At 33.7% G+C, this 21,390-nt stretch carries 24 protein-coding genes and 1 tRNA gene; 11 read left to right on the plus strand and 14 right to left on the minus strand.

Annotated features, from left to right (window positions below; translation table 11 throughout):
* Positions 1-191 precede the first annotated feature (191 nt).
* The 9 genes from AC4PRO_RS09795 to AC4PRO_RS09835 form a co-directional block, all read right to left on the minus strand.
* Positions 192-320, minus strand: a complete 129-nt coding sequence (locus tag AC4PRO_RS09795) for a hypothetical protein (RefSeq protein WP_492117231.1) — start codon at positions 318-320, stop codon at positions 192-194.
* A gap of 95 nt (positions 321-415) precedes the next feature.
* Positions 416-490: transfer RNA gene (locus AC4PRO_RS09800), tRNA-Val, on the minus strand.
* A gap of 87 nt (positions 491-577) precedes the next feature.
* Positions 578-1,798, minus strand: coding sequence for a bifunctional folylpolyglutamate synthase/dihydrofolate synthase (locus AC4PRO_RS09805; protein WP_492117232.1), 1,221 nt, complete (start codon positions 1,796-1,798; stop codon positions 578-580).
* A gap of 173 nt (positions 1,799-1,971) precedes the next feature.
* Positions 1,972-2,769 carry an energy transducer TonB gene (locus tag AC4PRO_RS09810; RefSeq protein WP_492117233.1) on the minus strand — a complete coding sequence of 266 codons (798 nt, stop codon included), beginning with the start codon at positions 2,767-2,769 and terminating at the stop codon, positions 1,972-1,974.
* 34 nt (positions 2,770-2,803) lie between these two features.
* Positions 2,804-3,196: an ExbD/TolR family protein gene (locus tag AC4PRO_RS09815; RefSeq protein WP_492117234.1), complete on the minus strand. Its 393-nt coding sequence runs from the start codon at positions 3,194-3,196 to the stop codon at positions 2,804-2,806.
* Between the two features lie 2 nt (positions 3,197-3,198).
* Positions 3,199-3,903 carry a MotA/TolQ/ExbB proton channel family protein gene (locus AC4PRO_RS09820; protein ID WP_074724576.1) on the minus strand — a complete coding sequence of 235 codons (705 nt, stop codon included), beginning with the start codon at positions 3,901-3,903 and terminating at the stop codon, positions 3,199-3,201.
* A 239-nt stretch (positions 3,904-4,142) separates the two neighbouring features.
* Positions 4,143-5,369, minus strand: coding sequence for a Glu/Leu/Phe/Val dehydrogenase dimerization domain-containing protein (locus AC4PRO_RS09825; protein ID WP_074724575.1), 1,227 nt, complete (start codon positions 5,367-5,369; stop codon positions 4,143-4,145).
* A gap of 89 nt (positions 5,370-5,458) precedes the next feature.
* Complete coding sequence (locus AC4PRO_RS09830; protein ID WP_492117235.1) at positions 5,459-6,043, minus strand: chalcone isomerase family protein; 585 nt, start codon at positions 6,041-6,043, stop codon at positions 5,459-5,461.
* 145 nt (positions 6,044-6,188) lie between these two features.
* Positions 6,189-7,256, minus strand: coding sequence for an anhydro-N-acetylmuramic acid kinase (locus AC4PRO_RS09835; protein WP_492117236.1), 1,068 nt, complete (start codon positions 7,254-7,256; stop codon positions 6,189-6,191).
* Between the two features lie 220 nt (positions 7,257-7,476).
* On the opposite strand from AC4PRO_RS09835, the gene AC4PRO_RS09840 reads away from it, so the two are divergent.
* From AC4PRO_RS09840 to AC4PRO_RS09870, 7 genes are all read left to right on the plus strand, one after another.
* Positions 7,477-8,616: an acyl-CoA dehydrogenase family protein gene (locus tag AC4PRO_RS09840; protein ID WP_492117237.1), complete on the plus strand. Its 1,140-nt coding sequence runs from the start codon at positions 7,477-7,479 to the stop codon at positions 8,614-8,616.
* 138 nt (positions 8,617-8,754) lie between these two features.
* Complete coding sequence (locus AC4PRO_RS09845; RefSeq protein WP_492117238.1) at positions 8,755-9,432, plus strand: Crp/Fnr family transcriptional regulator; 678 nt, start codon at positions 8,755-8,757, stop codon at positions 9,430-9,432.
* An 80-nt stretch (positions 9,433-9,512) separates the two neighbouring features.
* On the plus strand, positions 9,513-10,109 hold the full coding sequence (locus tag AC4PRO_RS09850; protein ID WP_492117239.1) for a peroxiredoxin-like family protein: 597 nt from the start codon (positions 9,513-9,515) through the stop codon (positions 10,107-10,109).
* A gap of 162 nt (positions 10,110-10,271) precedes the next feature.
* The gene (locus AC4PRO_RS09855) at positions 10,272-10,760 is read left to right on the plus strand and encodes a DinB family protein (RefSeq protein WP_492117240.1); all 489 of its coding nucleotides are present in this window, start codon (positions 10,272-10,274) and stop codon (positions 10,758-10,760) included.
* Entirely contained in the window at positions 10,748-11,458 is a 711-nt protein-coding gene (locus AC4PRO_RS09860) for an NRDE family protein (protein WP_492117241.1), read from the plus strand. Before AC4PRO_RS09855 ends, AC4PRO_RS09860 begins: the two co-directional genes overlap by 13 nt.
* 9 nt (positions 11,459-11,467) lie before the next feature.
* Positions 11,468-12,502, plus strand: coding sequence for a D-alanine--D-alanine ligase (locus tag AC4PRO_RS09865; protein WP_492117242.1), 1,035 nt, complete (start codon positions 11,468-11,470; stop codon positions 12,500-12,502).
* Between the two features lie 4 nt (positions 12,503-12,506).
* Positions 12,507-13,139, plus strand: coding sequence for a hypothetical protein (locus AC4PRO_RS09870; RefSeq protein ID WP_492117243.1), 633 nt, complete (start codon positions 12,507-12,509; stop codon positions 13,137-13,139).
* Here the strand turns inward: AC4PRO_RS09870 and AC4PRO_RS09875 are convergent.
* Positions 13,132-13,701 carry a GNAT family N-acetyltransferase gene (locus AC4PRO_RS09875; RefSeq protein ID WP_492117244.1) on the minus strand — a complete coding sequence of 190 codons (570 nt, stop codon included), beginning with the start codon at positions 13,699-13,701 and terminating at the stop codon, positions 13,132-13,134. The two genes, AC4PRO_RS09870 and AC4PRO_RS09875, sit on opposite strands and share 8 nt — an antisense overlap.
* Positions 13,702-13,833: 132 nt before the next feature.
* On the opposite strand from AC4PRO_RS09875, the gene AC4PRO_RS09880 reads away from it, so the two are divergent.
* The 4 genes from AC4PRO_RS09880 (at position 13,834) to AC4PRO_RS09895 (ending at position 17,658) form a co-directional block, all read left to right on the plus strand.
* Positions 13,834-14,511 (plus strand): SDR family NAD(P)-dependent oxidoreductase, encoded by a 678-nt coding sequence (locus AC4PRO_RS09880; protein ID WP_074724566.1) that lies wholly within the window; start codon positions 13,834-13,836, stop codon positions 14,509-14,511.
* A 38-nt stretch (positions 14,512-14,549) separates the two neighbouring features.
* Entirely contained in the window at positions 14,550-15,794 is a 1,245-nt protein-coding gene (locus AC4PRO_RS09885) for a hypothetical protein (RefSeq protein WP_492117245.1), read from the plus strand.
* Between the two features lie 24 nt (positions 15,795-15,818).
* On the plus strand, positions 15,819-16,418 hold the full coding sequence (locus AC4PRO_RS09890; RefSeq protein ID WP_492117246.1) for a SprT-like domain-containing protein: 600 nt from the start codon (positions 15,819-15,821) through the stop codon (positions 16,416-16,418).
* A gap of 301 nt (positions 16,419-16,719) precedes the next feature.
* Complete coding sequence (locus AC4PRO_RS09895) at positions 16,720-17,658, plus strand: HD domain-containing protein (protein WP_492117247.1); 939 nt, start codon at positions 16,720-16,722, stop codon at positions 17,656-17,658.
* Positions 17,659-18,128: 470 nt separating this feature from the next.
* Here the strand turns inward: AC4PRO_RS09895 and AC4PRO_RS09900 are convergent, their stop codons facing one another.
* The 4 genes from AC4PRO_RS09900 to AC4PRO_RS09915 all read right to left on the minus strand — a co-directional run bounded on the left by AC4PRO_RS09900 (position 18,129) and on the right by AC4PRO_RS09915 (position 21,209).
* Positions 18,129-18,890: an ABC transporter ATP-binding protein gene (locus AC4PRO_RS09900; RefSeq protein ID WP_074724562.1), complete on the minus strand. Its 762-nt coding sequence runs from the start codon at positions 18,888-18,890 to the stop codon at positions 18,129-18,131.
* The gene (locus AC4PRO_RS09905) at positions 18,887-19,636 is read right to left on the minus strand and encodes an MlaE family ABC transporter permease (RefSeq protein WP_074724561.1); all 750 of its coding nucleotides are present in this window, start codon (positions 19,634-19,636) and stop codon (positions 18,887-18,889) included. The genes AC4PRO_RS09900 and AC4PRO_RS09905 overlap by 4 nt, the downstream gene beginning before the upstream one ends.
* A gap of 87 nt (positions 19,637-19,723) precedes the next feature.
* On the minus strand, positions 19,724-20,575 hold the full coding sequence (locus AC4PRO_RS09910) for a glycosyltransferase family 2 protein (protein ID WP_074724560.1): 852 nt from the start codon (positions 20,573-20,575) through the stop codon (positions 19,724-19,726).
* A 112-nt stretch (positions 20,576-20,687) separates the two neighbouring features.
* Positions 20,688-21,209: a methyltransferase domain-containing protein gene (locus tag AC4PRO_RS09915; RefSeq protein ID WP_492117284.1), complete on the minus strand. Its 522-nt coding sequence runs from the start codon at positions 21,207-21,209 to the stop codon at positions 20,688-20,690.
* Positions 21,210-21,390 lie beyond the last annotated feature (181 nt).

Consider the following 21,390-nt stretch of genomic DNA (forward strand, 5'->3'; position numbering starts at 1 on the left):
ACATTGAGTTTTTCCTTTTTAGGCTAACTAATATATATGCCTAATTTTTGCTACTCCACAGGTTTTCGTTATGATCCGTAAGCGTTTGTCAATAGTTGAAGCTTCGTCTCCAATGGAGAACTTTACACCATTGTGACTAACAAAGCAGGTATAGGAAAAAAAAGGTGCGATAGTGGCAATGATTGCTGGTGCTATAATAGCACGGTAATGGCTGCACTTGATAGAATAGCTCTTAAGTACATGAATTTAGTTACTGAAATAACGCTCGATATGGCAGCTAATATGGGTCTGATTGCCAAGAAATGTTTTTCAAATGCCATACGGGCTAAGGATTGTTCTTGCCTCTTGATTCTTATTTTTTTATTTTTGAAAATAAAAATAAAAAAAACTCCATTATTTATAATGGAGTTTTTTGTGGGCGATGAGGGGTTCGAACCCCCGACCCCCTCGGTGTAAACGAGGTGCTCTGAACCAGCTGAGCTAATCGCCCTAGTACAATTTGTTAATTTTCATTTCCTTATTGCGAGTGCAAATATAAGTCTCTTTTTTAGATATACAAGTAAAAAATAAAAAAAAATTATAATATTTCTGCAACCACAAAGGTACTGCCACCAATGTATATTAAGTCAGTATCTTCAGCAGATTGCAGCGCTTTTTTATAAGCTTCTGTAATTGAATTAAATACTGTTCCTGTTAAGCCATGTTGGTTTGCTTTGTCCGCTAAAATGGTCGCGTCTAATCCACGTGGATTATTTGGCTTCGAAAAATAATAAATAGCGTTTTTTGGAAATAAGGGTAGTATTTGATCTAAATCTTTATCATTGACCACGCCTAAAACGATATGCAATTTTTTAAATGTCTCTTTTTTGATTTGATTCAAGACAATCTCTAGTCCGTTTTTATTGTGTGCAGTATCACAAATGATTTTTGGCGATTCACCCAGTTGCTGCCACCTTCCTTGAAGACCAGTGTTTTTTACCACATTAAAAAGTCCAGTTTTAATATCATCTTTGGTAACTTTAAACTCTGATTGGGAGTTTAGTATTGCAATAGTCTGCAAAACAGCTTTTTTATTATGAATTTGGTAGTCGCCCATTAAATCGGAAGGATAACTTTCCGAAATCAATTCGGAAGCAAAATAGATTTCTGAGTTATTTTCTTTGGCTTTAGCCAAAAAAACGGTTTTGGTTTCAGAAGTGTATTCTCCAATAACAACAGGAATGTTTGGTTTTATAATGCCAGCTTTTTCAGCAGCTATAGATTTAATAGTGTTTCCGAGAAACTGCGTGTGATCTAAGCCAATATTTGTAATTATTGATATTAAGGGAGTGATGATGTTTGTAGCGTCTAATCGCCCGCCCATTCCAACTTCGATAATAGCGATATCTACTTTCTCTTTGGCAAAGTAATCAAACGCCATACCAACGCTCATTTCGAAAAAGCTGATGTCATTCGATTCAAAAAAAGATTTGTTTTCGTTTATAAAATTACAAACGAAATTTTCTGTGATATCAGCTCCGTTTATTTTAATACGTTCTCTGAAATCTTTAAGGTGTGGAGATGTGTATAACCCGACTTTATAGTCTGCTTCTTGAAGTATGGATGCGAGCATATGGGAAGTGGATCCTTTACCATTTGTGCCAGCAACATGTATGCATCGTACTTTCTTATGGGGATTACCGAGATGATTGATTAGTAAGTGCGTATTTGTTAAATCCTTTTTATAGGCAGACGCACCCTGAAGTTGGTACATAGGGAGTTGGTTAAACATCCAATCTGTAGTTTCTTGATACTTCATTTTGTTTTATTATTGGTTGGAGTCGTAGGGCAAACACTTTTCAAATTTAGAAAAATATATTTTTTAAAACCTTTAAGAAGTTAAGTTTTATTGCTTCTTAATTTTGTTAAGTCTAAAAATCTTGAAAGTGTCGGCTCTGATTGTATAAGTGAATCTGTAAACATCAAAAGAAATTATTCTCCTAATTTGAAATTAACGGTAATAAAGCCAATTTGTGTTGCAGGTGCATTGTCATCAGGTTGCCATCTGTATTTTCTGGCTGTTGCCAATGCTGGTTCTACTAAGCAAGGATTTGTGTTTGTTGTTCCTTTAGTGTATTTGGCAGCAATAACGTTTCCACTTCTGTTTACCGTTATTTGTACAACAACAGTACCAAATTCATTACATTTTTGTACTTCTTTCCCTCTTGAACTTATGCTTCTGCCATTTAAGCCCCATCCACTACCATTTCCGGTACCGCTTCCAGATCCATAATAGCTGTTGGCGTAAGGATCGCCATTTAAACTTCCTTTATCTCCTGCAATATTGTCGTTTCCTTCTCCGCCTTTTGCTTTTCCATCTGATTTGGGTCCGTTTAAGATGCTTGATAGTGCATCAGAGGTACTTTTTGAAGGTTGAGGGTTTTTTTTCGGTTTTGGTTTAATCTCTTCTTTTGCAGTTTCTTTTGATGGTTGTACTTTTTTGGTTTGCTTCATCACGACAGCATCTTCAATATCCTGCGAAAGAATATCGTCATTACTTGATGCAGCTTGCTTTGCAGCAGTTGCTATTGGTGCAGATTGAATTGGTTCTGTCGGTTGAATATTTCCAGATCCGAACTCAGAAGTTCCAAAGTTTATCGCAATTCCGTTCTCAGGAGGTGGGTCTAAAGAAGTTAATCCTAAATAAAAGAACAAAACAAATAGAATCACAAAAATGACTGATGTGATTGTAAATGATTTTTTTTCTTCTTTTGTTTCTATATATTTCATGTAGAATAAATCTATTTTTGAAGGATAGCTGCGATTATTTAGGTCTTACCGCTAATACAACTTTGATTTGGTTTCGATTTGCAATATCCAAAACATTTACTGCTTTTTCAATTGGCACTCCTTCTTCAGCTCTTAAAATAATTGCCTTGTCCTGATCAGCCGTAAATAGGGATAACAATTTTGATTCCAATTCAGCTTCTGAAACTGGTTCTTTATCAATGAAAAATTCTAATTTTTTATTGATACTTACTGCGATGTTTTTATTACTGTCTGTTTTTCCTTTTGCTTTTGGTAGTACCAAGTCTAAAGCATTGGTGGTGACCATAGTTGATGTTAGCATAAAGAATATCAGCAATAGGAAAACAATATCGGTCATAGACGACATATTGAATTCTGCACTAACTTTATTTCTTCCTCTTAAATTCATAATTATGCTGGGTCGTTTAATAAGTCTAAAAAGTCAACTGCATTGGCTTCCATCTGATGTACAATTTTATCTGTTTTTACAACCAGATGATTGTATCCAACGTAGGCTATAATTCCTACCACCAAACCAACAACTGTTGTAGTCATTGCGGTGTAAATACCTTCGGATAGTGCACCAACTTCTATTTGCCCGCCAGAACTGGCCATCTTGTGAAAAGCTTGAATCATCCCAACTACGGTTCCTAAGAAACCGGTCATAGGTCCTGCTCCTGAAATGGTAGCTAACATGCTCACGTTCTTTTCAAGTTTGTAAATTTCGAGTTTCCCAGCGTTTTCAATTGCGGTATTAATATCTTCAAGTGGCTTACCAATTCTTGAGATTCCTTTCTCAATTAATCTGGCAACAGGTGAATTGGAATGCGCGCAAGCAATTTTTGCATTGTCAATACGGCCATTTTTAATATTTTCTCTAATTTGTCCCATGAAGTTAACGTCGATTTTTGAGGCAGCATTAATAGCCATTAAGCGCTCAAAATATAAATAAAGCGCAACAAAAAACATTAGAAATAGCGATGCCATGATAATGTTACCTGCTAATCCTCCGCTTGTTAGTAATTCGATAATGGATAACGTTTTTTCAACTGGAACCGCTTCGGCTAAATTTTCTTGTGCAACAGATAGGGTATCTGCTTGTAGAAATATACTCATACAAATTTTCTTTATTATGGAAACGCTAATATATTATAAAAATTGTTAGTTTTTTAGATTAATATACTAAACAAATATTAAAAAAGTAGGAGGGAATGAAGTGGTAAAAAAGAATTTTTGTGAATGGAATAAAAAAAATCAGTTCGACGAATTCGCTTTTTTGGGCGGTTTTGTCGAACTGACTAAATAGTATGCTTTCAAACTAATCAGGATGAAAGATTTTAAATATATTTATGTGCTTATACTAACTGTTTTAAAGCTATTTCAAAAGCAGTAGCACTAATATTGGTTTTAGAACTGTTTAAAGCGTGTGCTTTTTCAATTGCTTTTTTTATGATTTCTGAGGTGTCTTGGAAAACAGCCTCGTCTGTCATTTGCACTTTTTTCTCCATGAAATAAGCAAATACACGAGCCATACCACAATTGGATATAAAGTCTGGAATCAAACTTACCTTGTGATCTACATCTTCCATTATCGGACCAAAAAAGATTTCTTTATCTGCAAAAGGAACGTTGGCACCACAAGAAATTACTTCTAGTCCATTAGCGATTAGGCTGTCAATTTGCGATTGAGCAACTAATCTTGATGCTGCACAAGGAGTAAATATTTCAGCACCGATTGTCCATATTTTTTCATTGATTTCTTCAAAAGGAATCATGTTTTGCGCAACCAGTTTGTTTCCGTCTTTGGCAAGGAATAAGGCTTTTATTTCTTCGAAAGTAAAACCATTTTCATTTATTAAACCTCCATCTCTGTCGATTATACCAATAATTTTCGCACCCATTTCAGCCAAATAGAAAGCAGCGGCTGAACCTACATTTCCAAAACCTTGTACAATAGCTTTCTTACCTTTCACGTCACCTCCATAAGTAGCGTAATAATGACGTACCGCTTCAGCAACACCATACCCAGTAATCATGTCTGCAATGGTATATTTTCTGGAAACATCAGGTGAGAATTTCGAGTTTTCGATTACTTTAACCACACCTTGGCGCAATTGACCAATTCTGTTAATTTTGTCCGCTTCAGTAGGTTTGAAATGACCATTAAATACTCCTTCTTGTGGATGCCAAACGCCGCATTCTTCGGTCATTGGGATAACTTCATGGATCTCATCGACATTTAAATCACCACCCGTTCCATAATAACTTTTCAATAATGGAGATACCGCTTTGTACCAACGTTGTAAAACGCCTTTTTTTCTAGGATCATTTGGATCGAAATTAATTCCAGATTTGGCACCGCCAATAGCCGGACCAGAAACTGTGAATTTTACTTCCATTGTTTTTGCTAAAGACAGAACTTCGTTCATGTCTAAACCTTTTCTCATCCTTGTTCCACCACCAGCTGCGCCACCGCGAAGAGAGTTGATAACTGTCCACCCTTCGGCTTCGGTTTCGGCATCTTTCCAATTAAAAACTATTACAGGCTCTTTATTTTCGAATTTCTTTAATAAATCTTTCATTTATTGCGATATGTTTATTTTTGACAAATATAAAAAAAGAAATTATGCGGATTGTTTATTCTTCTAATAATATGAAAAAGATTGATTTATTAATATTTTCCTAATAAATCTTCTTTTAATCCTTTGTCAACCGGATTGTCTGACAACCAGATTCCGTAGAAGGCTTTTTTAAACTCATAACCTTTAATTTTTCCTTTATAATCTTTGTTTTTAGTAATCCAAAGTGATTCGTCTAAAGGGTTAAATGTTAATTCAAAAACGTCTCCCGTTTTGGTTTCCTCTGTACTTAATAAAGCTTCAAGTTCTTCCAGTTCTTTACTAAATTTTTGTATTCCTTCTTCTCCTACAGATTTCTCCATCCCTTTTGCTAACGCTTTAGATAACTTTTTTGAGCTAATTAATCCTGATGTAATGTGCAAGGATATTGCCATCTCTGTGTTGCTGTCTAATATTTCTTTTGCGTCTTCAGATAATATCGTTAAATATAAAGCTTGAACATAAAGTTCTGTCCAGAATTTTGAACGCTGACCAACACCGTTTAGCGACATTGTTTTTCCTTTAAATTCCAATGTTCTTGGGATTTCTACGCCGTTAACAATAAATTGTTGTTGCGCCGTTGCGGTATTGAACTGCAAGGCTATGATAAGAGTAAGTAATGATAATAGTTTTTTCATACTAATTTTTTTTAATTGTTTAATTATAAGATAAGTGTAACGCACAAAATTAAACGAATCTTGTTAATTAATCGTAGAATTTTTGTGATACCTATAGAATTATCGATTTTATTTGATTTTAGCTTAAAAACAGATAAAAACGAATTTAAAATTCACAAATTACTCCTGAACTATGATTTTTTGAAGCTCCTGTTACGCTTTTTAAAACGTTGACTTTATTTTTTAATCTTAAAACGCCTAAAAGACCAAAGATTAACGCCTCTTTAAATTCTAAAATTTCGTTGTCTGGAATGATAATATTTATTTCGGGCAGGTAAAATTGTATACGAGATATAAGGTGTTGATTGTAAGCGCCTCCGCCTGTAATAAATAAGCTACCTTTTCTTGATGGAAGCGCCTCTGAGATTTGTTTTGCGATATGCTCAGTGAAGGTATTTAGTTTGTCTTTTATGGTTATTTCATAGGATTCGATAATTGGTAAAACCGTTTCTTTTACAAATTCAAAACCTAATGATTTGGGATGTGCTTTTTTATAAAATTCTAATTCATTTAGCTGTTTAAACAAATCAATATTTGTATTGCCTTGTTTTGCAATTTGGCCTTTGTCATCATAATCTAAACCCAGCTGATTTGCATAATAATTCAAAACCGTATTTACTGGCGAAATATCAAAGGCAATTCTGTTGCTGTTTTCTTCAAATGATACATTTGAAAAACCACCTAGATTCATGCAATAATCATATTCTGAAAATAAGATTTGATCACCAATAGGAACTAAAGGAGCACCTTGTCCTCCTAACTGCACATCTTGAATTCTAAAATCGCAAACTACCTTTTGGTGTATTAAAGATGCAATAATAGGTAGATTACCTATTTGTAAGGTTATGCCTTTTTGTGGTTGATGCAAAATTGTATGTCCGTGAGAGCATACCGCATCTAAGTTTGTTATAGCATGCTTTTCTATAAACACATTAATTATATTGGCTAATAATAAAGTGTATTCCTTATTTAGATTTGCTAATGCTATTTCAGAAAAATTAACAGCTGATTTTAAGGTATTAATCCAGTCCTTACTGTAAGGTATAGTAGCTGTTTCTTTGATTTTAAAATGCCACACATTATTCAAAATCGAAAATTCGATATGAGCTAAATCAACTCCGTCGAGAGAAGTTCCAGACATCACCCCGATAACGTTATAGTATTCTTCTTTCATTATCCAAAAATACAAATCAAAATTGATAATTTGATAAGAAAAAAGTATCTTTGACTACGTTTTTTAAACAATAGGCAAGACAAATTAAACAACGTGTAACAAGAGTCTATTCTAAACCCAAAAACAATGTAAACCAGGCTCGGATTTCATTTTAAATTCGATATTTTGAACATTTTGTTTTGTCTTTGGAATTAAATAAATTAATAAAAGAAATACAGTTATGGATTTTAATCTAACAGAAGAACAGTTAATGATTCAACAAGCCGCTAGAGATTTTGCTCAAAACGAATTGTTACCAGGGGTAATTGAGAGAGATGAATTTTCAAAATTTCCAACAGAGCAGGTCAAAAAAATGGCCGAACTTGGATTTATGGGTATGATGGTTGATCCTAAATACGGTGGCTCTGGATTAGATAGTATTTCTTATGTTTTGGCAATTACTGAAATAGCTAAAATTGACGCTTCGTCAGCAGTTATAATGTCTGTTAATAATTCATTAGTATGTGCAGGATTAGAAAAATACTGTAACGAAGAACAAAAAATGAAGTATTTAGTTCCTCTCGCTAAAGGAGACGTAATTGGTGCTTTTTGTTTGTCTGAGCCAGAAGCGGGATCAGATGCCACTTCTCAAAAAACAACTGCTATTGATAAAGGAGATCATTATTTATTGAATGGTACTAAAAACTGGATTACTAACGGTTCTTCGGCATCTACTTATATCGTAATTGCACAAACGGATGTCGAAAAAGGGCATAAAGGAATTAATGCTTTTATAGTTGAAAAAGGTTGGGCTGGTTTTGATATTGGAATAAAAGAAAAGAAAATGGGAATTCGTGGATCGGATACGCATTCTTTAATGTTTTCTGATGTGAAAGTACCAAAGGAAAATAGAATTGGAGCTGACGGTTTTGGTTTTGCATTTGCTATGGCCGTATTAAATGGTGGTAGAATAGGGATCGCTTCTCAGGCATTAGGGATTGCAACTGGATCTTATGAATTAGCATTAAAATATTCTCAAGAGCGTAAAGCTTTCGGAAAGGAAATTTTCAAACATCAAGCTATTGCATTTAAACTAGCTGATATGGCAACTCAAATCATGGCAGCTAAAATGTTATGTCTTAAAGCAGCTGCCGAAAAAGATCAAGGAATGGATATTTCTCAATCTGGTGCTATGGCAAAATTATTTGCTTCTCAAACGGCGATGGATACCACAATTGAAGCGGTTCAAATTCATGGAGGTAATGGGTACGTAGCAGAATACCATGTAGAACGTATGATGCGTGATGCTAAAATCACCCAGATATATGAGGGAACTTCAGAAATACAACGCATTGTAATTTCGAGAACTTTGGTTTCCTAGCATTCGAAATAAGCATTCAAAATAATTTAAACCATTAAGGGATTAAGAAATTAAGTAGTAAGTTACTTAATGACGCTTAACCTTTTAATGGTTTTTTAGTTGTAAAATAGCGCTACATTTACCGTCAAACTGTGTTTTATGGATGAAGATTTAAAATATTGGTATTTACGAGATCATAAATTGTTTAGAACTTTAAGTTTTAAACAAATGAAGCAGTTGTGCATCATCATGGGGTTTAAAGAAGCAAAAAAAGGGGAGATTATTTATTTTTCCTCTTCGGATGTACCAAGAATTTTTGTCTTGAAAAAAGGAAATATCAAAATCGTAGCTGTTGATGAAGATGGTAATGAAACAATTAAAGATATTATTAAAAAAGGAGATTTGTTTGGGGAACTTACTTTAGAAACAGATGGCGAAAGCAATGAATATGCTAAAGTACTTTCTGATGATGTAGCAATTTGCAGTTTTCTCCTTTCTGATTTTGAAGAGGTGTTATTAAAGAATCCTGGTTTAGCGTTGTCTTATACTAAAATTGTAGGATTGAAAATGAAGCGCATCAAGAACAGCTATTCTAATCTGATTTCGAAGGATGCTAAAACCAGATTGGTTTTATTTCTAAAAGATTGGGCAGAGAAAGAAGGAACGCAAATAGGAAATAAAGTGATTATTGAAAATTATCTAACACAAAATGATATTGCCCAAATCATTTGTACCTCAAGACAAACAGCGACACAATTGCTCAACGAAATGGAAGCAAAAGGGACGTTGCTCTATAATAGAAAAGAAATTATTATAGCAGATATTACCACATTATAAATTTTTTATGGGAATTGTAATCTAGCCGACATTTTAATTCAGAATTCAATAGTAGTTTTGTGATATAAAATTATAGAATCATGAAAAAAATACTAAGCTTCGTTTTATTAGCAATTGGATTAATGGTAAATGCGCAAAATGACTTGCCAAAGTCAGCTACAGATGCAGCTCCATTATTGATTGGAGAAAAAATTCCGAATATCACATTAAAAACAATCGACAATAATTCCGTTAGTTTAGAAACGCTTTTCAGCAAAAAGAAAACTGTTTTGGTTTTTTATCGTGGAGGTTGGTGTCCTTATTGTAACCTCCACTTGGCAGCATTGGCGGAAGCCGAAAAAGAATTATTAGATTTAGGATATCAGATTATTGCCATCAGTCCAGACTCGCCAAAGAACTTAAAAGCAACTGAAGAAAAGGATAAGATAAACTATCTTTTATTGTCAGACAGTACTGGAGAATTAGCAAAAGCAATGGGTATTGCTTTTCAAGCTCCTGGAAACTATAAGACTATTTTGGCAAAAGGATCAGATGGCATGAACAGCACTTTTCTACCGATTCCATCTGTTTTTATTGTAAATTTGGCGGGGGAAATTGATTTTGAGCACATTACGCCTGATTATAAACATAGAATTTCTAATGATTTATTGGTTGCGGCGGCAAAGTCTTTAAAATAGAGCGTGACGCTATTGTGTTACATCTTTTTGTCCTAGGAATTGAAGTCCAAAACGATGGAGGGACACTTTTTATTCTGGCATTGATTACCTTTCTTTGTCGTTCTATTTTAGTGTATCAAAACAGGAATAAAATACCCAATTTATTAAAATTAAAAATATAAGATGCTTATTCCTTCCATAAAAAATAGTTTGAACGAACTGATTGATTTACTCGAGCAGCTGTCAAATGCCGAGTTTTCTAAACCTTGTCAATTGTTAAGTAATTCCACCATTGGGGAGCATACCAGACATATTGTCGAAATGTTTCAATGTCTAGAAAATAATTATTGCTCTGGGATTGTAAATTATGATAAAAGACCAAGAAATATTCTAATTCAAACAGATGCTACTTTTGCAATTTCGCAAATTGTAACTATTCAGCGTTTATTGGAAAAAGAAAATAAAATAATCGAGTTGCAACAAATTATTGACAACGAAGAACTTAGAATTCAAAGTAACTACTTTAGAGAATTACTTTATAACTTGGAACATTGTATTCATCATCAGGCGTTAATAAAGGTAGCCGTTTTACAAAGTGAAACTATATTTGTAAATGAAAATTTTGGTGTTGCCCGTTCCACTATTGATTATAGAAATCAATGTGCACAGTAAGTTTTATAAAAACCGATACTAAAATTATCATTACGTCAAATCGGGACGAACAGTTAATGAGACCTAGTGCACTTCCTCCAAAAAACTATACGGTAAATGGCAAGAATGTTATTTACCCGAAAGATCCCAAAGCGGGGGGGACTTGGTATGTCGTTGATGAAAATGGTACGGTGCTGGTTTTGTTGAATGGAGCTAATGAAAAGCATGTCGCGGGCTTTAACTACAGGAAAAGCCGTGGGTTGATTGTTTTAGATATTATTGGTACTAGATCGCCACGAGATTATTGGAATACAATTGATCTGGATCGTATAGAACCTTTTACCATAGTGTTATTTCAGGATCAGGAACTTTTTCAACTTCGCTGGAATGGAGCTGATAAAGAAGCCATAAAGTTAGATGTAAACGAAAAGCACATTTGGTCTTCTTCCACTTTGTATCCAAAGGAAATCAGAGAAGAACGCGCTGATTTATTTCAAGCTTTTTTAGAAAAAAACAACATGTTATCAGAGGTCGAAATGTATGGTTTTCATCGGTATACTGAAGAGGGAGATCAAGAAAATGGCTTGGTTATTAATAGAAACGAAGGATTGAAAACCTTAAGTATTACCCAGACTATAATCGAAAAAAATAAAGCGACTATAGTACATCATGACTTGATTACCCAAGAAGATTTCAGTATCTCATTTATCACTATTTAATCTACGACATTGAAATTACTACTACATAAGGTGACGCATTGGGAATATTGGCCTTTTCAGGTTGTGTATATTCCTATTTATTTTCTTTGGGCTTTTTATGCTGTCAAAGCAAAATCCATTTTTTTCTTTAATGCATCCAATCCGACGATCAAAAACGGAGGATTTATTATGGAATCAAAAAAAGCAATTTATGATTTGATTCCGCAACAGTATTACCCAAAAACGGAACTTATAAAAGAAGGAACTGCCTTAGAAGAAATTAAGATAATAATCAAGAAATCGAATATCCACTATCCTTTCATTGCAAAGCCAGACGTAGGTTTGCGAGGTTCAGGGGTAAAGAAAATAAATACCCTAGAAGATTTACAACAATATGCATTAAAGGCAAATTTTGATTTTGTGGTGCAAGATTTGATTCCGTTTCAAAATGAAGTGGGAATCTTTTATGTTCGGTATCCCAATGAAAAAAAAGGCAAAATAACGGGTATCGTTTCTAAGGAGTTTCTAATTGTAACCGGAAACGGGGTTGCTACAGTTGAAGAATTGATAAAATCGAATCCGCGTTACGAATTACAGTTAAAAGTATTGAAGCGAGAATATGGTAACAGGCTTTTAAAGGTTTTACCAAAAGGTGAAAAATTAAACCTTGTGCCATATGGTAATCATGCCAGAGGAGCAAAATTTTTAGATGGGAGCCACTGGATTACTGAAAAGTTGGAAGAAACTATCAACGGAATGTGTTTGCAGATCCCAGGATTCTACTTTGGGAGAATGGACGTGATGTACAAGTCTTTTGACGAATTGGAAAACGGTAAAAACTTCGCTATTGTAGAATTAAATGGGGCAGCAAGCGAGCCAACACATATTTATGACCCAAGGCATTCTTTGTTTTTTGCCTGGAAGGAATTAGCGCGACACATTACCTATATGTATGAGATCAGTGTAGCTAATAATAAAAGTGGTGTGCCTTATTTAGAACATAAAGCGGGTATGAAAGAATATCGCATGCATCTTGAACAAAGCAATAAAATTGTAAATTTCTAAGAGAATGAAGGCAATCAAGAATATTCTAGTCGGTTTTATAGTGAGCTTTATAGGCTCGATTCCGTTAGGGTATTTAAATATTATTGGATTTCAAATCTACGCTGAATTTGGAATTGAAAACGTAGTTCAGTATTTGTTAGGGGTTATTTTTGTTGAAGCTTTCGTAGTTTACTTCACGCTAATTTTTGCAAATCGGTTGGTGAGTAATATCAAATTAATGCGGGTAATTGATGTTTTTGGTGTTTTCTTTTTATTATTTTTGGCGTACTCGTTTTACTCTTATTCGAATCAAACTGCAGCAAATTCTAATTATTTGCAAAAGTATATGATTTATTCTCCTTTTTTAATTGGACTGTTATTAAGTAGTATTAATTTTCTGCAAGTCCCATTTTGGACGGGATGGAATTTGTATTTGATCAATGGAAACTACATTACAACTACATTTAAATTTTATTACGTTGGCGGCACATTGGTGGGGACTTTTGCCGGAATGATGGGATTTGTCTTTTTTTTAAATACCATTGCTCAGAGCGGAGCTCATTTTTTAAAATGCCTATTCGCAATAATAATACCTTTAGTTTTTATTGTTTTGGCTTGTTTGCAAGGGTATAAAGTGTACAAAAAGTATATTAGATAGCTTTATTCATATCGTAAGCCAGTATGTTGTATTCATTGTTGTTAAATTGAAATTCGCCTATAATTGTCCAATTCAATTTTTCGGTATGTGCTTTTAAGGAAGGAATATTCTTTTTGTTGATGAAAGTCAAACCCAGCGAGAATTTGGCGACCATATTACTTCTCATTAATTCAAATAGTGGCCGTATTAAACCCTTTCCTCTATAATCAGCATGAATACAAATAGGACCATATTGAAAACTATTGGTTGTGGTGACGATTTTAAAATGTTCAAAAGAAAGAGTTGGAAATAATGTACACATATAAGTAAAAATAGGCCATTGATTAAAAAAGGTCCAACTTTCGGCAAATATATAAGCGATCACTTTGTTACCGTCTTTGGCTATAAACAAGCCTTGGTTGGCCATTACTTCTGTTAATTGTGCAACAGTAAAAGGTGTAGTTACAAAACCAGCTTTTTTTTCTTCGTCCGTTAAATTAGAAACAAGATACAATTCTTGCAATAACAAAACACTTTCAATGTCTTGAAGTGTTGCGATTTCTAATGCTATGTTCTCTATCATTTTACGGTTATGGATCAAGGTTGGTTTGTTCGACAAAATTAAAAATAATTTAATACGTTTGTCTCTTTCGATAAAAATAATAATCCCAAGTTTTAAGTAGTGGGTTTTAATGGTTTTGTTTATTTTTGCTAGATGAAAAAGATTATTATAACGGGAACAAGTAGAGGAATTGGCTATGAATTAGCATTGAAATTTGCTAATGCAGGATATCAAGTATTGGCCATTTCTAGAAAAACACCAAGGATACTAATAGAACATGAAAACATCAGCTGTATTTCAGTTGATTTATCAAGTGAATCCGACTTAGCGAAAGTCGAAAACGTGCTGTCTACATCATGGAAAACCGTAGATGCCATTGTACACAATGCAGGGAGTTTCTTGTCTAAACCATTTGCGGAGATCACGCAAGAAGATTTTGAAAATGTATATAAAGTCAACGTTTTTGCCGTTGCCAATCTAACCAGAATTTGCTTGCCTTACTTACAAAAAGGAAGTCATGTTGTAACTATAAGTTCAATGGGCGGGATTCAAGGCAGTTTGAAATTTCCCGGACTTGCTGCGTATAGCTCGAGCAAAGGAGCGGTAATCACCTTGTCAGAGTTGTTAGCCGAAGAATATAAAGAAAGAGGCATTTCATTTAATGTGTTGGCTTTGGGAGCAGTACAAACAGAAATGTTAGAAGAGGCTTTTCCAGGATACCAAGCGCCAATCAAAGCAAACGAAATGGCAGATTACATCTATGATTTTACGTTAACGGGGAATAAATATTTCAACGGAAAAGTATTGCAGGTTTCTTCGACAAATCCGTAATTTTGTAGTATAATTGTATTATTTATAAATTTTGAAATATGTTAAAAACAAGTAAAGTTTTATTTTTTTTATTTTTTAGTTCTTTAAGTCCTGTCTTATTGGCTCAGTCAGCAAAGTCTAATAATTTAAGTTTTTTTAATTATAGTTATCCTGAAGCGTATATACCACAACCATATGATTCTTATGAAGTTGATGTGAATTTGTCTAATAAACCCAAAAGTATAATTGTGGACGGTTTGCAAGTGCGCACTATTGAAGCCTTAAGTTTTAATACTTTTTTTAAAAAATCGCAGTTGTTGTTCTCTGTTAGAAATCTGGCCTTAAAAGATTATACAATTAATATAGTTCAGAAAAAGAACGCAAGTAATTTTATAGTAGATGTTTTGGTAGATAATGTTGCTTTTGTCGGAAAAATTAATAAAAGTGATTTAAGGGAGAACCCATATGCTTATAATGTTTCTTATCGATACGATCTTATCTATACTTTAAAAAACAGTTTAACAGGTGAGATTTTTTTATCAAAACAAAAAACAATTGAGAATAATTTTAATAGTTTTGACGTTGGAGATAATACCATTGCATCCTTTAAAACTGAAACTGAAGCCAAAGATTATTTGAGTAAATATTTAGACAAGAGTCTTATGGGGAATGATTTAATTCATTCAATTGAACAGAATGTTTCAGCGGAGCTTACTCAATGGTTAGACGTTAAATTTTATAATAGAAATTCTTCTTTTACTTTTTATAAAATATCTAAAGAAACAAAGCACCCAACGTTTGTCAAAATAAATACAGAGATTGATTTGTTAAAGGAAAAATCAAAAATTGAAGAAAAGATTCAAGAGGATTTTTCAAATAAAAAAAATAATATTAATTATATTGATAAATATAAAACATTAACGGGGTCTACTACAGATATGGTCAAAAACGAAAATGAAACTCAAGGTTTTCAATATACCACAAAAGTAACTGTGATTATGAAGGATTTTGTTTCAAAGATGAAAGAGTATGCTGCTGAATTTGATATTAATGACGATAAGCAAATTGTTGGAACTTGGGCTTGCTATATAAATATTGCATCAAGCTATCAAGTATTAAATAATTATAAAGGCAGCCTAGAATATATTCAAAAGGCTAAAGATTTAAAAATTGAAGAAAGAATTGTAAGACAGTTAGAAAATGGGGTTTTAGATAGCAGTAAGAATCATGATAATTTTTTCGATAAATTTGGTGTTCTTAAAAGTGATGTAAATGAGCGATATGGAAAATATTTAAAATATTAATTTTATCTCACAATATTTGTAAAATTGAGCGAAACCTTAATAAAATATCTTCCTGGTCACGCGGTCAAACCCGCTTTTGAACTGATTGTGACCCATGCGGTACATTTAAAAATAGTTAACGAACGTGCTACTCGTCATGGTGATTATCGAAAAGCCATGAACGGGAAACATGAAATTACCGTAAACGGAAGTTTGAATAAGTATCGTTTTTTGATTACGCTGATTCATGAAATCTCGCATCTCGTTGCTTTTGAAAAATTTGGTCGAAATATCAAACCCCATGGTAACGAATGGAAATATACCTTTCAGCAATTGATGGTTCCATATATCCGTCCAGAGATTTTTCCCAATCAACTTTTACCTTTATTGGCAAGACATTTCAGGAATCCTAGCGCCAGTAGCGATACAGATGCTACTTTGGCTTTGGCATTGAAACAATTTGACGCCAAGAACGACAAAAACTACATCTTTGAGATTCCTTACGGCAGCGTTTTCAGAATCGAAAACGGAAAAATTTTCAAGAAAATAGCGGTAAGAACCAAACGCTTTGAATGTCTCGAAATCAGCTCTGGAAAAATGTATCTTTTTAATCCAAATGCTGAGGTAGAACTGCTACCCAATTAATTAAAATTAAAGCACAGCCTAATAATTTTCAGGGCCTATTCCCTCCATTCACTGTAGCCCTCCTTCAAAAAGCTTTTTTTGCTAGGTTGCAGCAAGAGCTTCCTTTGGTCGCTTTGCTACTCCCGCAAAAAACAGCTTTTCTTCAGTCAGGGCTGTCGCTACTGTCAGGGGCAATTTCGGGTTTTGATTTCATATATAATTTAATTACCAGAAAAAACTTAAGGTTTATTGTGTTAAACATTGGGAAAGTTGCATATATTTGATGTTATGTACAAGTTGTGCGTAATTTTACAGAAACACCGTGCTAAAAGAAACATACATAGAACTTTTGACAAATTACTCAGACGACAATCGTTTAAAAAATGAACTATGGAATGAAATTGAACTGAATTATTTAGACAAAAAAAGACACTATCACACCCTTTCACACCTTGAAAATTTATTAAATGAACTTCTTGTAGTGAAAGACAAAATTGAAAATTGGAATACGATTTTGTTTACATTATTTTATCACGATATAATTTATAACGTTTTAAAATCAGACAACGAAGAACAAAGTGCTAAACTTGCAGAAAAGAGAATGAAACAATTAAATGTACCAAATCCAATTATTGAAAACTGTACATCTCAAATTTTAGCAACAAAAAAGCACGAAGACAATACTGATTTAGATACAAACTATTTTACCGACGCAGACCTTTCAATTTTAGGAAAACAAGAAGAAGTTTACAAAGATTATAGCAAAAATATTCGTTTGGAATTCTTATACTACCCTAGTGTAATTTACAATAAAGGGAGAATTGGAATTTTAAATCATTTTTTGAATTTAAATCAAATATTTAAGACAAAATATTTTCATTCTAAATTTGAAATTCAAGCAAAGCAAAATATTTTAAATGAAATAAATAATCTAGAAATTGTAAAAGATTCATATTATTTATCCCATTCAAATCAATGGAAGTTTAATATTGAAGAAGATGGAGATTATAGTGAGTTTTTAAATTTTGGAGCAGAACTATTAGATGAAACTTTAAATGTCGAAAAGATAACATATTATCCTGGATTCTTTGATTCTGGTTATTATAGATTCAAATTTAAAAATGTAAAACTTCATTTAGAATGGGAAGGTATGTTAGGTGTAGACTTGAGAACAGAACCGAATCCAACGGAGAACGATATAATTGTTGCGAAAGAAATTTATGAAATATTAAAACAAGTAAGAAATAAAAACTACGCCTAACAGCTAAGGATTCGTTGGGCTTGAAAAGCCAACAATGAAGCCGCGGTTGAACTGCCTGTCCCACTTTTCGGGAGAACCGCTTTACTTCCAATCCTATGGAGTTATCGTGAAATAATTTGAAGGATTTCAAGAGGATTTGGAGTCCTCTTTTTTTTTGGAGTGTACGTCAGGCCCATTTTATTGTGTTAGCTTTTACCTTTGCGCATACGTGCCCAAACTATCGCAAGCATCTTGCTTGTGACTCCAAAGATTAGTACCTATATATATCAAAAAGTACAGTCGTTTCTATTGCGCACTGTACTTTTTTATATTTTATTCTGGAAATGAAAAGTTGTTTTTAGCCCCGATAGTAGAGAAAATCCTTTTATCCTGATAAATAATTCGGGAGTCTAATATCGTTCCGGATAAAAGATTGTATCGAATAGCGGGAGGGAAGTTCTTATGACTTTAATAACGTGCTGCTCCTAAACTTACTCCTTTAAATACGCTTCTCTTACTTTCTTGAATAAATTAGAAGAATAAACAAAGTCTACAACCGCTTGATTGTCTGTTCTAAAAATTTCTTCTTTGGTTCCTTCCCAAGCTTTTAGTCCGTCTTTAAGGAATAAGATGCGCTCGCCTATTTCCATAACAGAGTTCATATCGTGCGTGTTAATTACGGTCGTGATATCGTATTCTTCGGTGATTTCTTTGATCAAATTATCGATTAATATTGCGGTATTTGGGTCTAAACCGGAGTTAGGTTCGTCACAAAACAAGTATTTAGGCTTGTTAACAATGGCACGAGCAATCGCGACACGTTTTTGCATTCCTCCAGATATTTGTGAAGGCAATTTATTATGAGCGTCTGTTAATGCCACTCTTTCTAATACAAAGTCCACTCGTTCTTTGATTATAGCTTTGTTGTCATTAGTGAACATCTTTAATGGGAATGCTACGTTTTCTTCGACGGTCATGGAATCAAATAAGGCGCTTCCTTGAAAAACCATTCCGATTTCAGTTCGCAGTTCTCTTTTTTCATCTGGTTCCAGTTCAGAATATACTCTGCCATCAAAACAGATTTTGCCAGATTCTGGAGTATGGATTCCTAAAAGACTTTTTAGTAAGACCGTTTTACCGGATCCACTTTGTCCAATGATTAGATTCGTTTTTCCAGTTTCAAATACAGTTGAAATGCCTTTGAGAATCATGGTGTCTCCAAATGATTTTTCTATGTCTTTTATTTCTATCATGATCCCAGTAACAATTGCGTTAATATATAATTGAATAATATTATAGAAACCGATGTCCAAACAAAGGCCACTGTACTGGCTTTACCTACTTCTAGAGCGCCACCTTTCATATAATACCCATGAAAAGACGGGATGGTTGCTAGTAACATCGCAAAAATTAAGGTTTTCAGGAAAGCATAAACAATATGAAAGGGAATAAAATCCATTTGGGCTCCAGTGACAAATTCAGCACTAGAAGTAAAACCTCCATATACGCCTGCCATCCAGCCTCCTAAAATTCCTAAAAACATACTGATACCAATTACAAACGGATACAATAACAAGGCGATGATTTTTGGGAAAACCAAATAATTTAAGGAGTTAACACCCATTACTTCCAGGGCGTCGATTTGCTCTGTAACACGCATCGTACCAATACTAGAAGTGATAAAGGACCCCATTTTTCCTGCCATAATCACCGAGATAAATGTAGGCGCAAACTCCAATATTACCGATTGTCGTGTAGCAAAACCAATAAGATACTTCGGGATTAAGGGATTGGTAAGGTTTAGTGCAGTTTGAATCGCGACCACTCCTCCAACAAAGAAAGAAATGAAGGCTACGATCCCAAGGGAATCAATGATTAAGTCGTCTATTTCTTTGAAGATTAATTTTTTCATAACAGACCATTTAGTCTGTTTGATGAAAATTTCTCTAAGCATCAGGCAGTATCTACCTATTTGCGTTATGTATCTAATGAGCATCATATGTTTACAAATATGGGCTAAATTAATAATTAGTAGCCAATTTACAGTTTAGAGTTGGTAGTTTTTTACTAAAAACGAAAATTCAAATTACTTAAAAAGCTTTTCTTTCATTTTCTCAATGCGATAATCTCTTATGAATTTAGCTTGTGTTTGGGTAACTAATAAAGGAATGTTAGCTGCTTTAGCTTTTAGGAAGCCTTGTATATAGTCAAAAAACAACAGTGGTTTCTTTTTCATGAAAGCCAATTTAGCCGAAGCGATTGCCGTAATTGTAAATCCATAACCCAAAGTATAAAAAGCTTCGCCTTGTTTGTAACGTGCTGTTTTGTTGTAATTAGCTCCGGTTGGTTTTAGGTGTTTTACAATTAGCGAAGGATCAGTAATTACTTTCCAGCCGTAGAATTTAGATAGTAATTCGTCTACAGTGTCCCAACCCATTGCCGCTTTTAATCCACCCATTTGTTTAAAGCACGCTTTGCGATATGCTTTAAAAGCACCACGAATATGGTCTTTGTCGGTTAAGTTTTCTAAGATCCACTCTCCATTTTTCTCAATGTAAGCAAATCCACCAGCCATTCCCGTTGTTGGATTTTCTTCGAAATGTTTCACAATAGTCTCAAAATAATTATTGGGTAAAATTAGATCGGCATCTAGTTTTACAATGATATCATAATTATCGTCTAGTGTTTCAAATCCTTTTTGGAAAGCCTGAATGACTTTACTTCCGGGTAAATGGATGGCACTTGATTTTTTTTCTACTAATGAGATAAACGGATTGTCTTTGGCGAAAGCCAGAACAATTTCGGAAGTTTTATCAGTAGAATTATCATTGACCACAACTACTTTTGAAGGTAAATGGGTCTGCGAAATCAAAGATTGTAGGGTTAATGAAATAAATGCCTCTTCATTGTGTGCTGGTATAACTATGTAGTAGTTCATGTTGTTTTGAATAAAATTCCAATTTTTAAAATTCTAAATTCCAAAATGGAGTTAGTTTCAAGTTGGAATTTGGAATTTATTTTTTGATATTCATCTATTGTGGAATTTGCCTTTAGGCTCTTTCCGCATATACGATGTAATACCTATTGGTAAAGTAACGTAATAAAGGACGAATACCAATTTTCTTAACGGGATTAGTCCATTTTTGGCGATCAATAATTTTCCAGCCTGCTTTTTCTAACAGCCAGTCTAATTGCCAATCTTCAAATTCATGATAATGTCTGTCCCACATGTCCGTTTTACTTCGGTAAGCAGGAGAAAACCACAAACGCATCGGAATAGAGATGAAAAGTTTGTCTGATTTTATTTCGCTTAAAATAGTGTAGGGATTCAATAAATGTTCGAAAATTTCAAAAGCGGTAACCACATCCGTTTTGGCTGTAGAAAATACGTTTTGATTTAGGTCTAAATCTTCACCGCTTGTATTTTTTACTGAGAACCCTTCTTCTTTCATGATTTTAGAAAAGGGGTTTTCGACACCTAAGTCTAAAATAGTTTCAGAGGTTGAAATGTGTTTGTTTAGAAATTCTAAAGTGTGTTTGAATCTTTTGTTAGGAAACGTTTTTTCGTACATAGTCATTGCTAGGAACGAAGTAACCCCTCGTTCATTATAGTTTATAAAGGTACAAAGATACAAACATATGGTTCTCATTTCACAGATTTATATGTAGATAGAAACGAAAAAACCACAGTTTAAAAAGGTGATTTTTTAACTGTGGTTTTATGCTGTAAAACTTGATTCTCTTGTCTAGAAA

This window comes from Flavobacterium sp. DW-iso2 (genome assembly GCF_058725285.1).

Excerpts from the sequence above, each read along its gene's own strand:
- AC4PRO_RS09795 (WP_492117231.1), bottom strand. The coding sequence starts at position 320 with ATGGCATTTGAAAAACATTTCTTGGCAATCAGACCCATATTAGCTGCC.
- AC4PRO_RS09805 (WP_492117232.1), bottom strand. The coding sequence starts at position 1,798 with ATGAAGTATCAAGAAACTACAGATTGGATGTTTAACCAACTCCCTATG.
- AC4PRO_RS09810 (WP_492117233.1), bottom strand. The coding sequence starts at position 2,769 with ATGAAATATATAGAAACAAAAGAAGAAAAAAAATCATTTACAATCACA.
- AC4PRO_RS09815 (WP_492117234.1), bottom strand. The coding sequence starts at position 3,196 with ATGAATTTAAGAGGAAGAAATAAAGTTAGTGCAGAATTCAATATGTCG.
- AC4PRO_RS09820 (WP_074724576.1), bottom strand. The coding sequence starts at position 3,903 with ATGAGTATATTTCTACAAGCAGATACCCTATCTGTTGCACAAGAAAAT.
- AC4PRO_RS09825 (WP_074724575.1), bottom strand. The coding sequence starts at position 5,369 with ATGAAAGATTTATTAAAGAAATTCGAAAATAAAGAGCCTGTAATAGTT.
- AC4PRO_RS09830 (WP_492117235.1), bottom strand. The coding sequence starts at position 6,043 with ATGAAAAAACTATTATCATTACTTACTCTTATCATAGCCTTGCAGTTC.
- AC4PRO_RS09835 (WP_492117236.1), bottom strand. The coding sequence starts at position 7,256 with ATGAAAGAAGAATACTATAACGTTATCGGGGTGATGTCTGGAACTTCT.
- AC4PRO_RS09840 (WP_492117237.1), top strand. The coding sequence starts at position 7,477 with ATGGATTTTAATCTAACAGAAGAACAGTTAATGATTCAACAAGCCGCT.
- AC4PRO_RS09845 (WP_492117238.1), top strand. The coding sequence starts at position 8,755 with ATGGATGAAGATTTAAAATATTGGTATTTACGAGATCATAAATTGTTT.
- AC4PRO_RS09850 (WP_492117239.1), top strand. The coding sequence starts at position 9,513 with ATGAAAAAAATACTAAGCTTCGTTTTATTAGCAATTGGATTAATGGTA.
- AC4PRO_RS09855 (WP_492117240.1), top strand. The coding sequence starts at position 10,272 with ATGCTTATTCCTTCCATAAAAAATAGTTTGAACGAACTGATTGATTTA.
- AC4PRO_RS09860 (WP_492117241.1), top strand. The coding sequence starts at position 10,748 with ATGTGCACAGTAAGTTTTATAAAAACCGATACTAAAATTATCATTACG.
- AC4PRO_RS09870 (WP_492117243.1), top strand. The coding sequence starts at position 12,507 with ATGAAGGCAATCAAGAATATTCTAGTCGGTTTTATAGTGAGCTTTATA.
- AC4PRO_RS09875 (WP_492117244.1), bottom strand. The coding sequence starts at position 13,701 with ATGATAGAGAACATAGCATTAGAAATCGCAACACTTCAAGACATTGAA.
- AC4PRO_RS09880 (WP_074724566.1), top strand. The coding sequence starts at position 13,834 with ATGAAAAAGATTATTATAACGGGAACAAGTAGAGGAATTGGCTATGAA.
- AC4PRO_RS09885 (WP_492117245.1), top strand. The coding sequence starts at position 14,550 with ATGTTAAAAACAAGTAAAGTTTTATTTTTTTTATTTTTTAGTTCTTTA.
- AC4PRO_RS09900 (WP_074724562.1), bottom strand. The coding sequence starts at position 18,890 with ATGATAGAAATAAAAGACATAGAAAAATCATTTGGAGACACCATGATT.
- AC4PRO_RS09905 (WP_074724561.1), bottom strand. The coding sequence starts at position 19,636 with ATGATGCTCATTAGATACATAACGCAAATAGGTAGATACTGCCTGATG.
- AC4PRO_RS09910 (WP_074724560.1), bottom strand. The coding sequence starts at position 20,575 with ATGAACTACTACATAGTTATACCAGCACACAATGAAGAGGCATTTATT.
- AC4PRO_RS09915 (WP_492117284.1), bottom strand. The coding sequence starts at position 21,209 with ATGTACGAAAAAACGTTTCCTAACAAAAGATTCAAACACACTTTAGAA.